Source organism: Micromonospora sp. NPDC127501, from assembly GCF_040302185.1.
Taxonomy (GTDB): domain Bacteria; phylum Actinomycetota; class Actinomycetes; order Mycobacteriales; family Micromonosporaceae; genus Micromonospora.
This window is the reverse complement of the sequence record NZ_JBEORJ010000003.1, coordinates 378,572-392,287: the sequence shown is the minus strand read 5'-3', so window position 1 is coordinate 392,287 and position 13,716 is coordinate 378,572. Positions and strand designations below refer to the sequence as shown.

The following is a 13,716-nucleotide window of genomic DNA, read 5'->3' as shown; positions in this document are numbered from 1 at the left end:
GGTTCCCATCAGGCGGCGGAACGCAGCGAGCCGCCCCGCACCGCGGCGGTCAGCGCGTCGATGACGCGGTCCTGGTCGGCGTCGCTGAGCCCTGGGTACAGCGGCAGCGACAGCTGTTGGGAGTAGAACGACTCGGCCACCGGGCAGGACCCGCGCCGGTAACCCAGGTCGGCGAAGGCCGGGTGCCAGTGCACCGGGATGTAGTTGACCTGGACGCCGATGCCGGCGGCCCGCATCCGGTCGTACACCTCGCGGCGACGCCCGTCGAGCACCCGGATCGGGTAGAGGTGCCAGGCCGGATCGGCCCACGACCTGCGGTTGGGCAGCAGTACGCCGTCGAGGTCGGCCAGCGCCTCGTCGTAGCGGGCGACCAGGGCGCGGCGGCGGGCCGTGAACTCGCCGAGCCGACGTAGCTGGCTGCGGCCCAGGGCGCAGAGCACGTCCGGCAGCCGGTAGTTCAGCCCGAACTCGTGCACCTCCTGGTGCCAGCCGCCCTCATCCGGAAAACGCAGGTCGTCGCGTTCGCGGACCACACCGACGCCACGGAACCGGCGGGCCCGCCTCAGGATCTCCGGGTCCAGCGCCGCGACGGCGCCGCCCTCGGCGGTGGTCAGGTTCTTCGTGGGGAAGAACGAGAACGTGGTCAGGTCGGCGAGCGAACCGACCGGCCGGCCGTGGTACGTCCCGCCGATCGAGTGCGCCGCGTCGGCGAGCAGCAGCGCGTCGCTGCCCTCGACCGACTTGCGCAGCGCGTCGTAGTCGGCGGGGTGGCCGGCGTAGTCGACCGCGGCGACGACAGTCGTCCGCGACGTGACCGCGGCGGCGGCCGCCGCCGGGTCGAGGCAGAACGTCTCGTCGTCGACGTCGGCGAACACGATCTTCGCGCCGAGGGCGATCGCGCTGCTGGCGGTCGCCACGAACGTCATCGGCGGGACGACCACCTCGTCGCCCGGCCCCACCCCGGCCGCCGCGTACGCCACGTGCAGCGCCGCGGTGCCGTTGGAGACGGCGGCCACACCGACTCCGCCGGTCCACCGGGCGAGGTCGGCCTCGAAGGCGTCGACCTGCGGACCGGTGGTGAGCCAGTCGCCGCGCAGCACGTCGGCGACGGCCGCGACGTCGTCCTCGTTGATCGACTGCCGGCCGTACGGGAGCATCCCCGTCATCCGTTGATGCCGAGCATGTCGCGCAACTGCTCGACGGTGAGCCATTCGTCGTTGGTGTCCGACTGGTAGGCGAAACCGTCCGGCACCGGGTCGCAGTCGACCGGTGCCTGGTAGCCCCAGGTGGCGATGGTCGGCTGGACGATGAACCGGCCGTCGGCGCGCAGCGTCCGCCGGCTGTCGTCGGGCGCGATCATCTCCTCGTGCAGCTTCTCGCCCGGCCGGATCCCGATCTCGTGAGTGGTGGCGTCCGGGGCCACGGCCTCGACCAGGTCGAGGATGCGCATGCTCGGGATACGCGGCACGAACAGCTCGCCGCCCTGCATCTGGTCGAACGAGTCCATGACGAACTGCACGGCCTGGTCCAGGGTGATCCAGAAGCGGGTCATCCGCTTGTCGGTGATCGGCAGGCTCTTGCCCTCGGCGGCCAGCCGGCGGAACAGCGGGACCACCGAGCCGCGGCTGCCCACCACGTTGCCGTAACGCACCACGGCGAAGCGGGTGGGGTGCTGGGCGGCGTAGTGGTTGGCCGAGACGAACAGCTTGTCGCCGACCAGCTTCGTCGCGCCGTACAGGTTGATCGGGCTGGACGCCTTGTCGGTGGAGAGCGCGATGACCTTCCTGACGCCGGCCTCGATCGCCGCGTCGACGACGTGCTGCGACCCGGTGATGTTGGTGGCGATGTACTCCGAGGGGTTGTACTCCGCGGTGTCCACCTGCTTCAGCGCGGCGGCGTGCACCACGTGGTCGACGCCGTGCATGGCGCGGGTGAGGCGGTGCCGGTCCCGGATGTCGCCGATGAACCAGCGCAGCCGAGGGTCGTCGCCAAGTTGCTGGCGCAGCTCGTACTGCTTGAGCTCGTCGCGGGAGAACACCACCACGCGGGCGGGGTCGGCCTCGTTGAGGATGTGCCGGAGGAACGTCCTGCCGAAGGAACCAGTTCCCCCGGTGATCAGAATGGACGATCCATTCAACTCACTCAATGTGGTGCTCCCGTGTTCGTGGATGAACGAGCGGCCCTGGGCCGGCCGACCGGGGTGACACGCTAGCCATGGCGGGTTAACTCCTCGGCGCTCGTGGGTGAACCACAACCTCTGCTCCCGTGAATGCCGAACACCGCGTAGGCGAACACTTCCGACCGCGCCGAATGTGGGCTGACCTGGCCGGATCGGGCCGTTACAGTGACCGCGCGAACGACCCGGCGGCCCGGCGCGCAGCCGGGTCCCACGTTCACCCGACATCCACACCGGCTCGGTGCGAGCGGGCCACCCCGGCGTCACCGACGCCGGTCGACGGGCCTGTCGGATCAGCGCGGGCCGGTCCGGCCGGCAATTCTGGAGGCGTTCATGGCACCCGGTAGTGACGTGATCGAACGGCCGGTGGTGGTGGCCGAGACGCCGAGTGGCCCGCCCGCCCGACGTTGGCTGGTGCCGCTACTGCTGGTCGTCGGCTGGGTGCTCAGCGTGGCCTGGCGGATGTGGTGGTCCCGGCACATCGTGCTGCCCATCGCGCACACCGACGAGGACAGTTACCTGAACACCGCGCGCGCTCTGGCCGGCGGCCCGGGGGGATTCAGCAGCGAGAACGACCTGCTGCGCCGGGTCGGCTACCCGATGCTGATCTCGCCGGCGTTCCTCGGGGACCGGGACTTCACCGACAGCTACCGGATCGTCCAGCTGATCAACGCGATGGTGAACTCGACGCTGCTGCCGCTGGCGTACCTGTTCGGTCGCCGCCTGTTCCAGCTGCGCCGCTCGTACGCGCTGCTCGGCGCGGTCGCGGCGGCGACCCTGCCGGCCACCGCCTTCTACGCGGGCGTCGCCATGATCGACGCGGTGCTGGCGCCGCTCGTGGTCGCCTGGCTGCTCGCCGTGCACCGCTGGATCACCCGGCCCGGCCCGCTCGCCGCCGCCACCGTGGGCCTGCTGGTCGGCGGGTTTCACCTGCTGCACTCCCGCGGCCTGGTGATCGTGGCCGTGCACGCCGGGCTGGTGCTGCTGCTGTTCGTCCGCCGCCGGATCAGCCCGCCCGTGGTGCTCGCGGCGATGCTGCCGGTGCTCGCCATGGCGCTCGTCAACGAGGCCGCCATCCGCCACCTCGGCGGCAAGGTCTACCTGCTCGGCAGCACCCCCGACGGCGGCACGTTCGAGGCGATCACCTCCGCCCAGGGGATGGTCCGGGTGAGCGCCGCGGTCACCACCCAGCTCTGGTACCTCGTGGTGATCACGTTCGGAATGGCCGGGGTGGCCTGGGCCGGCGCGGTGCGCGAGCTGTGGCGCCCGCGGCACGGCGACGCGGCCCGCTGGACGATGGGCGTGGCGCTGGCGGTGACCGTCGGGGTGGCCGGCGGCGCGTCGGTGATCCTGTCCGGCATCACCGGCAAGCCGCTGGACGCGATCTACGGCCGCTACGTGCAGATGCTGGCGCCGCTCTGGCTGCTGGTCGGGCTGGGGGTGCTGTTCACCGCCGGCTGGCGGGTGGTGTTGCGCCGGGCGGCGGTCGCGGTGGCGCTGCTGGTCGGTGGCGGCGCGCTGGTCGCGGTCCGACTCGCGTACGTGGCCAGCCAGGGCCACCGGTTGCGCTACGGCGGGTTCAGCGCACCGGACCTGGCGGCGTTGACCGAGGGCTGGCGGGAGTTACGACCGGTGGTCGGGTCGCTGGTCGGCATCGCCGGCTGCGTGCTGCTCGTCGCCACGGTCCGGGTGCCCCGCCTGCGGCTGCCCGTCCTCGGTGCCGTCGTGGTGGTCAATCTCGTCACGATGCAGGTGATCGACCAACGGATCGTGCGACCGACCGTCGCGAGCACCGCGCCGTCGCCCCGGGTTGCCGACGTCGGCGTACGCCCCGGCGAGCGGGTGTGGGCCTCGACCAACGTGCACTACACCCTCCGGTTCAACCTCAGCCACCAAGTGACCTGGGCCGACGTCCGGTGGTTCGGCGACAGGCAGCCACCGGCCGCGGCGCAGGTCGTGTTCGCCCGCTGGGCACCGGGGCAGGTCGACGACTGGGACGGCACGGCGTACGGCTTCGTCCGACTCGGCGGCAACCCGGAGCAGCACTGGGCCGCCTGGCGGCGGGCCTGACCCACCGCGCTTCGGTGGACACCGCTATTCGTGAACGGCGGATGTCCACCGGGAGCACGGTCGGTTAATGCTTTCTGTCCAATGCGGGAAAGGGTCCGGCAATCAGCGTTGGCGGCGGTCTGCCCGAGCCAGAGAAACCGGGATGACGGTGATTTCCCGGCCGTCGGACAGCTCCTGTCGCGGGGTTCCCTCGACGAATCGGAAACGCCGGTTCATCTGTCGTACGACGGTATTGTGGCCGAGCACCTCCCCGTCGAGTCGGTCCAGGTGCAGCCCGTCGAAGGCGTACTCGACGGCCTCCCGCATGACCCCCAGCCAGGCCGGCAGTGTCTCGCCCCGCCCGTCCAGCCCGTCGGCGTCGAGATAGAAGCCCCACGCGCCGGTGCGGGGGCCGTCCAACCGCAGGTCGAAGAAGGTGACCACACCGCAGGGCCGGTCGTCGCGGACGTACACCAGCACTCGCCGGGACGGGTCGGCGCGGACCGCCGACCACCATCGGGCGTGCTCCTCGGCAGTGATCTCGTGACTGGTCTTGCTGACCTGCCGATTGGTTTCCTGATTACGCCAGGACAACATCAGATGAACGTCGTCCGTCGTCGCTTCGCGCAGCACGTGCGTCTCGCTTTCCTAGCCGTTCACGTCGGGTTCCGGCACCTTACCCGGGCCTACCGGGAAATCAGATATGCATTCGTTGGGTTGTAGACTGCGGCGCATGAACGAATTGAGTCGCGCGCAGATCCGCGACCTCATGGCTCAGGTGCTGAAGAATCAGGACAAGGAGCTGCCCGCGGACGACGCGGCGCAGTTGCGGGAGATCGGCTTCCGGTCGCTCGACTTCTCCGAGCTGGCCCTGCGGGTGGAGGACGAGACGGGGGAGGAGCTCAACTTCGACGCCCCCGGGCTGCGTCGCATCGCCACCGTCGGGGACGTCCTCGACTTCCTCGTCGAGCTTCAACACCAGTGACCGTCGCGACGTCGCGCCACCCGACCCCCGCCGGCCCGGAGCCAGCCGGTGCCGACAACCGGCTCGTCGTCGGTGGTGCCGCGCTGACCTGGCGTTCGCTGCCGACGCCCACCCTGCCCGACCCGGCGGCGGTGCTCGCCCGTTCGGCCGTGCACGCGCTCACCGCGGCGCGGCAGCACGCCGTGCACGGCACCGAGCTGCTGCTCAGCACCGTGAGTCGGGTCGACGCGGTGATGCGCACCGAGCTGCTGACGGCCGGGTTCACCGTCGGCGTCCTCGACGACGACGGCGTGCACCCGAGCGCACCGGCCCGGCCGCGAGCCGCCGAGGCGGGAAGACTCTGGCTGCTGACCTCGGGGTCCACCGGGCGTCCGAAGCGGGTCGGGCACACCCTCGACACGCTGACCACGGTGCGGGCCGACCAGCCTGAGCGGACCTGGCTCTGCCCGTACGCCCCCGGCACGTACGCCTGGTGGCAGGTCGTCACCCTGTCGCTGACCCAGCCCGGCCAGCACCTGGTGGTGGTCGAGCCCGACGAGTTGGACGACTGGCCCACTGTCGCGGCCACCCACGGGGTGGACGCGGCCTCCGGCACCCCGACCTTCTGGCGGCGCACCCTCTACCGCGACGCCGAGGCGCTGGCCCGGGTGCCCCTGCGCCAGATCACCCTCGGCGGGGAACCGGTGGACCAGGCGATCCTGGACCAGCTGCGGGAGGTCTTCCCGACCGCCCGGATCTCCTGGATCTACGCGTCCTCCGAGGCGGGGGCGTCCATTGTGGTGCACGACGGGCGGGCCGGGTTCCCGGTCGACTGGCTGGACCGGGAAACCCCGGGCCGGCCGACGCTCTCGGTCCGCGACGACGAGCTGGTGGTCACCTCCCCGTACCACGGGGCCGGTCTCGCCGGCCCGATCCGCACCGGGGACCGGGTGCAGGTGCTCGACGGCCGGGTGCTGATCACCGGCCGACTGGACTCCGACGAGATCAACGTCGGTGGCAGCAAGGTCTCCGCCGGTGTGGTCCGCGGCGTACTCACCGGTCATCCGGCGGTGGCCTGGGCCCGGGTGACCGGCCGCCGCGCCCCGGTTCTCGGGCGGATGGTGGTCGCCGAGGTGGTCCTCGCCGCTGCCGGCCCGTCCGGCGCTGACAGCGGTGTGCCGGACGAGGCCGCGCTGGTCCGCTGGTGCGCCGACCGGCTCCCCGAGCACGCGGTGCCGCGCCGCATTCGCGTCCTGACCGACATTCCCGTCAAGGAGACCCTGAAGAGCGATGTCTGAGCCAGCCGACACCCAGCTCGTCCCGCCCAGCTCCGTGGTTCTCGTCTCCGGCGGTTCCCGTGGCCTGGGCCTGGCCATCGTCACCGACCTGCTCGACGCGGGCGTACGCGTGGCCGCGTTCGCCCGCACCATCACCCCGGAGTTGGAGAAGCTCGCCGCCGAGCACCCCGACCGGGTGCACGTCGGCTCGGTGGACGTCACCGACCTGCGCGCCGCGCAGAGCTTCGTCCGCGAGGTGGAGCAGCGCCTCGGCCCGATCGACGGCATCGTCAACAACGCCGCCATGGGGCAGGACTCCCTGCACGCCCACACCGCCGCCGACGACATCGCCCGGATCATCGAGACGAACCTGACGGCCCCGCTACAGCTGACCCGGCTGGTGATACGCCGGATGCTCGCCAAGGGGCTGCGCGGGCGGATCGTCAACATCACCTCGATCTGCGGGCAGCGCGGTTTCCCCGGCCTCGTCGCGTACTCGGCCACCAAGGGCGGCATGGACGCCGCCACCCGCTCGCTCGCCCGCGAACTGGGCGGCCGGATGCTGGTCAACTCGGTCGCGCCCGGGTTCTTCGCCTCGGAGATGTCCGCCGTGCTCGGTCCGACCCAGCTCGACCAGATCGTGCGCCGCACCCCGACCGGTCACCTGACCGAGCCGGTGGAGGTCACCCCGGTCGTGCGGATGCTGCTGCGGGAGCACACCAACATCAACGGCCAGGTCATCGTGGTGGACGGTGCCGCCGCCATCTGACCTGCGGCCGGTTCCCCCGCCGCTGCGACCAGCACGGCACGGCGGGACGGCCGTGCCGCGTCCGGTGCCGGGGCTGCTCGTCGCCGCCGAGCAGCACCTGCGCATCGGGTCGCCGGCCGCGATGGCCGAGGCGGTGACCCGCAGTCACCTCGACGATGGACGGTGCGTCGGCTGGTACGGCCCACCGGCGCCCGGCTGGCGGGTGGCCGTCGATGCGGAGCGCGCCGATGCCCCGGTGCCCCCGGCGCTGGCCCGCCGCTTCGGCACTGCGGACTTCTGGGCCCGCTGGACCCGGGCCGAATGCTGGTGCAAGTTGGCCGATGTGTCGGTGGCGGCCTGGTGGCGGCGCCATGGTCTGGGTACGCCGGCCGACGGGTCGGCGATCTGGCGGACCCTCCGGGTGGATGACCTGGTGGTCACCGTCGGCTTCGCCCCGACCCTCCCACCCCGCGATCTTGCACTGTCTGACGCCGAATCGCGGCTTACATGCCTTGCGCCGGGACAGTAACTGCAAGATCGCGGGGTGGGGTGGGTTAGATCTGGTCCCAGCTCAGTGGGGTGCCGCGCGGGACGTCGGTGGCGAAGGTGCGGCCCAGGACCCGGTCGATCTCCACGGGTGCCAGCCCGCCGGCCGGCCGGATCGAGCGGACGTTGTGCGCGGTCACCGGATCGCCGGCCCGGACGTCCTCGACCACGAAGAGCGACCGGCGGAACCGCAGCCCCTCCTGCTCCGCGGGCGTCGGTCCGATCGCGGTGCCGCCCAGCGCCTCGTACGCGCGGCCGGACTCGGCGACCAGGGCTGTGAGTTCCGCCGGGTTCAGGGAGAAGTCCGAGTCCACGCCGCCGTCGGCCCGGTCGAGCGTCACGTGCTTCTCGATGAAGCAGGCGCCGAGCGCCACCGAGGCGACCGCCACCCCGATGCCGGGGGTGTGGTCGGAGAGCCCGACCGGCACGTCGAACGCGCCGGCCAGCACGGGCAACCGGCGCAGGTTGCTGTCGGCCGGCGGCGCCGGGTAGGACGCGGTGCAGGCCAGCAGGACGATGCCCGCCGCGCCGCCGGCCCGGGCGGTGCGTACGGCGGCGTCGATCTCGGCGACCGTCGCCATTCCGGTGGAGATCACCATCGGCTTGCCGGTGCTGGCCACCAGTCGGATCAGCGGCAGGTCGACCAGCTCCGACGAGGCGATCTTGTACGCGGGCGCGTCCAGCGACTCCAACAGTTCCACGGCGGTCGCGTCGAACGGCGACGAGAAGACGGTCAGGCCCCGCTCACGGGCCCGCTCGAAGATCGGGGCGTGCCACTCGTACGGGGTGTGCGCGCGTTCGTAGAGGCGGTACAGGTTCTCCCCGCCCCACAGCTCGTGCCCGCTGGAGATCCGGAACGCCGGGGTGTCGACGTCGATGGTGATGGTGTCCGGCCGGTACGTCTGGAGCTTGAGCGCGTGCGCCCCGCTCGCGGCCACCGCGTCGACGATGGCCAGCGCCCGGTTCAGATCGCCGTTGTGGTTGCCGGACATCTCGGCGACCACGAACGGTCGCTCCCCGGCACCGACCGCGTGCGGTCCGATCTTGATTGTCGCCGTCATTCCGACCTCTGCTCAGGTACGTCCGCACCGGGGTGCGGTGGTGCTGTCGTCGTCCGCCCGGCGGGCGGACGACCTGGAAAACGAGGGCGCCGGGAGCCGCCCCGGCTCCCGGCGTGCTGCGCGGTGGGGTCGATCACGGCAGCCGGCCGACGGCCAGCGCGTCGCGCCGCTCCGCTGTGAGCCCACCGTCGCGCGTCGCGGCGGCGCTCGCCCCTCGCCCCGGGTCCTCGTCGGCGGCGAGTGAACCGCCGTCGGCGCCGATCGCCGGGCCGGGTCGACGCAGGCGACCAGCGACCCGGTGGGCCTGGCGCAGCGCCGAGTACGCGACCCAGTCACCCCGCCCGATGAGGCGGTGCTTGAGCCCGGTCACGCCCGGGGGCAGCGGGTAGCCACCGGTGGGCAGGTAGCGACGGTAGTGCGCGGCGGCCCGGTGGAAGAAGTCGCGCCGCAGGTGTGGGTGCAGCCGGCCGTCGTTGCCCACCACCACCAGGTAGTGGCTGATCATCAGCTCGAACAGCTCGGCCTGCAACCGCTCGTCCGGGTGCTTCCGGGCCACCCAGTCCATCAGCCGCTCGTACTGGGCGAAGGCGTCGAAGTGCCGGCCGCTGCGGGTGGAGGTGATCGCGCCCTGGCGGCCCTGGCGGTACAGGTAGCAGACCCGGTCCAGCACGGAGATCTTCTCGGCCCCGATCAGCAGAGGATGGCTGAACGGGATGTCCTCGTACCAGCCGGGGAAGAACCGCAGCTCCAGCTCGTCCATGAAGTCCCGGCGGACCACCTTGTTCCAGGCGGTGTGCTGCACCCGCAGCAACTGCGGCTGGTCGGCCAACCGGGTGACGCCGGTGATCCCGCGCAGCAGGGGGCTGCTCGCGTCGACCTCCCGCCGGCCGTCCTCGTGCACCCGCAGGTGGTCGAGCATCAGCACGTCGGGCTGGTGCTGGCGCAGCCGGTCCAGCACCGCCGCGATCGTGCCCGGTGGCAACCAGTCGTCGCTGTCGACGAACCAGACGTACCGGCCGGTGGCCACGTCGAGCCCGGCGTTGCGGGCCAGCCCCAGACCCACGTTGCTGCTCAGGTGCACGACCCGCACGCCGTCGCGGCTGACCGCGTACGAGCGGAGCATGTCGCCGCAGCCGTCCGGGGAGGCGTCGTCGACGGCGATCAGCTCGACCGCGTCCGAATCGCCGGCCGGGATGTCGGCCCGGATCGACTCGAGGCACTGGTACAGGTACGCCTCGACGCCGTACACGGGCACGACGATGCTCAGCAGCGGTGCGTGCGTCGGCTCATTGACCACGTCCGCCACCTTCGACGACCCGGGTGGCCGGCCCCGGAACCTGACGTTGCCGCCGATGGTGGACTCTCTGAACTCCCGCCCAGCGGAAGGTTAACGCCGGCCAATGGGCGGTTTCCGGCCCGGGGACCGCGGGCTCGTGGGGCGGGTGGGATGCGTCCGGTTCACCCGGGAGTGACCCGGTAGGGTGCCTCGGTGCGGCCCTGCCGGGTCGTCGTGGGCGTCGCCGTCGCGCCGTCCGACGCCGCGACAGGAGGCTACGAGCGTGCTGGTGACCCTGCCGAGCGCCGGGATCCCGGCATGACGAGCGTCGCCGCGACGTCGGCCGCCCGGCCCGCACCCGCCCCGCCCCGGCTGCCCTCGCTGACCGGGCTGCGGTGGATCGCCGCGCTGCTGGTCTTCGGCTTTCACGCCGGCACCATGCGGATCATCGCCGAGCCGGACTACAAGGCCGTCATCGACGCGCTGTTCACCCTCGGCCTCTCCGGGGTGCAGTTCTTCTTCATCCTCAGCGGGTTCGTGCTCGTCTGGTCGGCCCGCGAGGGGGACTCCCGGCTCACCTTCTGGCGGCGACGGATCGCCAAGATCTACCCGAACCACCTGGTGCTGTTCGCGGCGACGCTGGTGGTCGCCTGGTGGTTCGCCGACCCGGTTTTGCCGGCGGCCGCGTTGGAGAACCTGCTGCTGTTGCAGGCGTGGGACCCCCGGCCCGGCTGGTTCTACAGCATCAACACCGTCAGCTGGTCGCTGTCCTGCGAGTTCTTCTTCTACCTCTGTCTGCCGCTGGCGCTGCCACTGCTGCGCCGGGCCCGGCCGAAGCTGCTCTGGGCGCTGATCGTCGCGCTGCCGCTGCTGATCCTCGCGCTCTGGCCGGCGCAGGAGTTGGTGCCGGAGGTGAGCCGCTGGTGGTTCACCCAGATCTTCCCGCCGGTGCGGTCGCTGGAGTTCTGGTTGGGCGCGGTGGCGGCCGAGTTGATGCGCCGAGGGCTCTGGCGCGGTCCCGGACTGACAGTGGCCAGCGGGGTGTTCCTGGTCACCTGGGTGGCGGCCGCACAGTGGATCCGCGCCGAGCTGTGGACCACGCTGCTCGCGGTCGCGTACCTGTTGGTGATCACCGCGGCTGCGGACGCGGACGTGCGGGGTCGGCGCTCGCCGTGGCGGTCCCGGCCGGTGGTCTGGCTCGGTGAGGTCTCGTTCGCCTTCTACCTGGTGCACGTGCTGGTGATGACCAGCGTGCTGCGCTGGAGCGGCACCTGGGGGGTCGGCTTCGCGGGCTGGCGTGGCCCGGCCGTGGTGCTCGGCTTCCTGGCGGCGAACCTGATCCTCGCCGGGCTGCTGCACCGCTTCGTCGAAACCCCGATGATGCGCCGGCTCGCGCCGCGCCGTGCGGCCCGTCCGGTGCCCGTCCCCCGACAACGGGTGGCCGGCGACGACGACGCACGAAACCCCGCGAGCAGCGCCCGCGGCGAGGTCGACGGACCTGCCGAGGAGGTCGGTCGGGCCGGCGGTCGATCAACGTACGTCGACCTGCGCTGACAACGTCCACCCTGGTCAACGGGGTCGGCGCGGCGTGATCCGACACGCCCGTGGTCGGTGCGCCCGGGTCAGCGCGACGGTAGCGTGGGGATGTGCTTCCGGTCGCGCTCACCTGTCCGCTGTGGTGGGTGGCGCGCTGGGCGACTCGGGTGCTGACCAGCCTCGCCGTCGTCGCGGCCCTGGCGCTCGGCGCAGGCCCGGCCACGGCCGCCACGCCGACACCCGGCCCGGTGCCGACGTCGAGCGCGGTGCCGGCCTCGGTCGCCGTCGGGTCGTTGGCGGCCTGCTACCGGCGCGGCGAGGCACACAGTGCGGCCCGCCCGGCCCCGGCGATGCCACCGGAGGCCGCCGAGGAATCGGTCCCGGCATGGTCGGTCGACACGCTGATGGCGCTCCCTGGCGATCAGGGCACCATCGCGGCCGGCGTGCTGCCGGTCGGCGCGGCCGAATCTGACCGGCTGCCTCTCGTCGACGCAGCGGACGGTCGGGCTTCCCGGGCCCCACCCGCGCGCTGAGCCACCGGGACGACCGTCCCGACACCGCGCCCTGTCGACCCACCCGCTCCCTGACCCGCCGACCCGTGGCCCGCCGTGGCCCGCCGGTCGGCGCGGCTTCCCATCGCACTGCTCTCTCCCCGAGGTGCCGACCATGGAGACCGTCGTCTTCTACCAGTTCGTGACCGAGGTGCCGCAGGCCGCCGCCATCTGGTCGACGCTGTTCCTGCTGACCCTGGGCCTGCTCGCCGTGCTGGCCGCGCGCCCCGAACGGGACCGGCCCACCGACGATGCGCTCCCGGCCGGGCCCACTGCCCGGGAGCTGGCCGCCGCCGAGGCCGTCGACCTGCGCCGCTACGCCGAGGAGGTGGCCGTCGCCGCAGCCGGCGCGACCACCACCGCCAAGCGCCGGCGTGCCGCCTGGCTGACTGCTCAGGAGCAACTGGAACAGGCCTGGATCGGGTACGACGAGGCGGACACCGCCGCGCGTCGCTTCGCCGGCGCCGGGGCGCTGCCCACCCCGCAGACCCCGCACACCCCCGCCGAGTACGCCGCCCGGGAACGCTATCTGCACCGGGCGGCGATGGCGGCGTACTGGCGGGGCGACCTGACCATGGCGCAGCTCGGCGACGTGTTCGGGCACCGGCGCGGCTGGGATCCCCGGCGACACCCGGTCGAGCAGGAGGTGCTGATCAGCCGGGTGGTCCGGGATGCGCGGCTGGCCGACTACCAGGTGGCCGCCGACCGTGAGCGGGCCGCCTGGCGCGACGCGGAGTTGGCCGCCGAGTCGGCTCGTGCCCTCGCCGAGGAGGCGTACGCGGCGGCGGCCCGGCTCCGCCCGACCCTGGTGCCAGCGCGCCGCACGGTGGCCGGGGCGTTGCGTCCCGCCGTCGTGGCACGGTGGCGCCCGGCCCGGGTGGGTTGAGCCCAATCCGTGATGTGAGGCCGGTCACCTGATCGCGAAATGGGACGGCCGGCGCGATCGGCGGGATTGTTCCCGCGATTGTGGCCGCGTTTTTTGCGGCCTGTCCGGTTGTCGCCCGCAGGCGTCGCCGTAACCGGTTGTCCCATCGAGTCACGTCATCGGTAATACGCGCAGAAATTGTCGCGCCAATTGGGGTTTACGCAGGTGAACCTGGCTTGGCAGGGCGTTGAGACGCCAGTAGTGTCGTCCCGTCCGGTGCGGTAACCGATCGCAAGACGCGACGCCGCATCGACCCGCTTAATCGTGATCAACGAACCGGGGACCCACCAGTAAGTCCGGGGTGAATCCGCGAGCCACGGCCCGCGGTAGGGCGTCTTCCCGCCCGAATCCGTCAGCTAACCCGGTAGGCGGTGTCGGAAGGAGTCCCATCCTCGTGCAGCACCTTTCCACCCCTCGGTTGTTCCCCCGCCTCCACGGCGCGGCGATGCACCCGCTCATTCGTCGCGTGACGGTGAGCTGACCCTCCGGGTCATCGCCTTCCCCGCCCGGCCGCGCCGGGCGTTCCCCTGAGCGGTTCACCATCCGCGGACCCCTGTCCGCGCGCTGGCGCCTGCCCGGATACCGGTCCGGCACCGGTGTGCCGCTC

The 13,716-nt window shown here is 72.2% G+C and carries 13 protein-coding genes and 1 riboswitch; of the genes, 8 read left to right on the top strand and 5 right to left on the bottom strand.

What is annotated here, in order from left to right:
- Nucleotides 1-8: 8 nt before the first annotated feature.
- Nucleotides 9-1,166 (bottom strand): DegT/DnrJ/EryC1/StrS family aminotransferase, encoded by a 1,158-nt coding sequence (locus tag ABTW72_RS09165; RefSeq protein ID WP_350856254.1) that lies wholly within the window; start codon nucleotides 1,164-1,166, stop codon nucleotides 9-11.
- Nucleotides 1,163-2,146, bottom strand: coding sequence for a UDP-N-acetylglucosamine 4,6-dehydratase (inverting) (pseB, locus tag ABTW72_RS09160; RefSeq protein ID WP_091401390.1), 984 nt, complete (start codon nucleotides 2,144-2,146; stop codon nucleotides 1,163-1,165). Before pseB ends, ABTW72_RS09165 begins: the two co-directional genes overlap by 4 nt.
- Before the next feature lie 363 nt (nucleotides 2,147-2,509).
- Between pseB and ABTW72_RS09155 the strand changes: the two genes are divergently transcribed.
- Nucleotides 2,510-4,246, top strand: coding sequence for a hypothetical protein (locus tag ABTW72_RS09155; protein WP_350856251.1), 1,737 nt, complete (start codon nucleotides 2,510-2,512; stop codon nucleotides 4,244-4,246).
- A 102-nt stretch (nucleotides 4,247-4,348) separates the two neighbouring features.
- Here the strand turns inward: ABTW72_RS09155 and ABTW72_RS09150 are convergent, their stop codons facing one another.
- Entirely contained in the window at nucleotides 4,349-4,858 is a 510-nt protein-coding gene (locus ABTW72_RS09150; RefSeq protein WP_350856248.1) for a GNAT family N-acetyltransferase, read from the bottom strand.
- Between the two features lie 100 nt (nucleotides 4,859-4,958).
- Here ABTW72_RS09150 and ABTW72_RS09145 point away from each other — a divergent pair, with 100 nt between their 5' ends.
- Genes ABTW72_RS09145 through ABTW72_RS09130 form a run of 4 tightly spaced genes read left to right on the top strand, consistent with a single transcriptional unit; the run spans nucleotide 4,959 to nucleotide 7,743 of the window.
- Nucleotides 4,959-5,210 (top strand): acyl carrier protein, encoded by a 252-nt coding sequence (locus ABTW72_RS09145; protein ID WP_091401397.1) that lies wholly within the window; start codon nucleotides 4,959-4,961, stop codon nucleotides 5,208-5,210.
- On the top strand, nucleotides 5,207-6,487 hold the full coding sequence (locus ABTW72_RS09140) for an AMP-binding protein (protein ID WP_350856245.1): 1,281 nt from the start codon (nucleotides 5,207-5,209) through the stop codon (nucleotides 6,485-6,487). The genes ABTW72_RS09145 and ABTW72_RS09140 overlap by 4 nt, the downstream gene beginning before the upstream one ends.
- Nucleotides 6,480-7,235 carry an SDR family NAD(P)-dependent oxidoreductase gene (locus tag ABTW72_RS09135; RefSeq protein WP_112585527.1) on the top strand — a complete coding sequence of 252 codons (756 nt, stop codon included), beginning with the start codon at nucleotides 6,480-6,482 and terminating at the stop codon, nucleotides 7,233-7,235. Before ABTW72_RS09140 ends, ABTW72_RS09135 begins: the two co-directional genes overlap by 8 nt.
- Before the next feature lie 52 nt (nucleotides 7,236-7,287).
- Nucleotides 7,288-7,743, top strand: coding sequence for a hypothetical protein (locus tag ABTW72_RS09130; RefSeq protein WP_350856242.1), 456 nt, complete (start codon nucleotides 7,288-7,290; stop codon nucleotides 7,741-7,743).
- A gap of 25 nt (nucleotides 7,744-7,768) precedes the next feature.
- Here ABTW72_RS09130 and pseI read toward each other — a convergent pair whose 3' ends face one another.
- Both pseI and ABTW72_RS09120 read right to left on the bottom strand, forming a co-directional pair.
- On the bottom strand, nucleotides 7,769-8,821 hold the full coding sequence (gene pseI / locus ABTW72_RS09125; RefSeq protein WP_350856239.1) for a pseudaminic acid synthase: 1,053 nt from the start codon (nucleotides 8,819-8,821) through the stop codon (nucleotides 7,769-7,771).
- A gap of 133 nt (nucleotides 8,822-8,954) precedes the next feature.
- The gene (locus ABTW72_RS09120) at nucleotides 8,955-10,118 is read right to left on the bottom strand and encodes a glycosyltransferase family 2 protein (protein ID WP_350856236.1); all 1,164 of its coding nucleotides are present in this window, start codon (nucleotides 10,116-10,118) and stop codon (nucleotides 8,955-8,957) included.
- Nucleotides 10,119-10,415: 297 nt separating this feature from the next.
- Here ABTW72_RS09120 and ABTW72_RS09115 point away from each other — a divergent pair, with 297 nt between their 5' ends.
- From ABTW72_RS09115 to ABTW72_RS09105, 3 genes are all read left to right on the top strand, one after another.
- Nucleotides 10,416-11,651 carry an acyltransferase family protein gene (locus ABTW72_RS09115; protein WP_350856233.1) on the top strand — a complete coding sequence of 412 codons (1,236 nt, stop codon included), beginning with the start codon at nucleotides 10,416-10,418 and terminating at the stop codon, nucleotides 11,649-11,651.
- Between the two features lie 92 nt (nucleotides 11,652-11,743).
- Complete coding sequence (locus tag ABTW72_RS09110; RefSeq protein WP_350856230.1) at nucleotides 11,744-12,166, top strand: hypothetical protein; 423 nt, start codon at nucleotides 11,744-11,746, stop codon at nucleotides 12,164-12,166.
- A gap of 133 nt (nucleotides 12,167-12,299) precedes the next feature.
- A complete protein-coding gene (locus ABTW72_RS09105; RefSeq protein WP_350856227.1) occupies nucleotides 12,300-13,070 on the top strand; it encodes a hypothetical protein in 771 nt (256 codons plus the stop codon).
- Between the two features lie 284 nt (nucleotides 13,071-13,354).
- Nucleotides 13,355-13,495, top strand: a riboswitch (cyclic di-AMP (ydaO/yuaA leader).
- Nucleotides 13,496-13,716 lie beyond the last annotated feature (221 nt).

What these genes read in the sequence shown, in the direction of transcription:
- ABTW72_RS09165 (WP_350856254.1), bottom strand. Translation starts at nt 1,166, where the DNA reads ATGACGGGGATGCTCCCGTACGGCCGGCAGTCGATCAACGAGGACGAC.
- ABTW72_RS09155 (WP_350856251.1), top strand. Translation starts at nt 2,510, where the DNA reads ATGGCACCCGGTAGTGACGTGATCGAACGGCCGGTGGTGGTGGCCGAG.
- ABTW72_RS09145 (WP_091401397.1), top strand. Translation starts at nt 4,959, where the DNA reads ATGAACGAATTGAGTCGCGCGCAGATCCGCGACCTCATGGCTCAGGTG.
- ABTW72_RS09135 (WP_112585527.1), top strand. Translation starts at nt 6,480, where the DNA reads ATGTCTGAGCCAGCCGACACCCAGCTCGTCCCGCCCAGCTCCGTGGTT.
- pseI (WP_350856239.1), bottom strand. Translation starts at nt 8,821, where the DNA reads ATGACGGCGACAATCAAGATCGGACCGCACGCGGTCGGTGCCGGGGAG.
- ABTW72_RS09115 (WP_350856233.1), top strand. Translation starts at nt 10,416, where the DNA reads ATGACGAGCGTCGCCGCGACGTCGGCCGCCCGGCCCGCACCCGCCCCG.
- ABTW72_RS09105 (WP_350856227.1), top strand. Translation starts at nt 12,300, where the DNA reads ATGGAGACCGTCGTCTTCTACCAGTTCGTGACCGAGGTGCCGCAGGCC.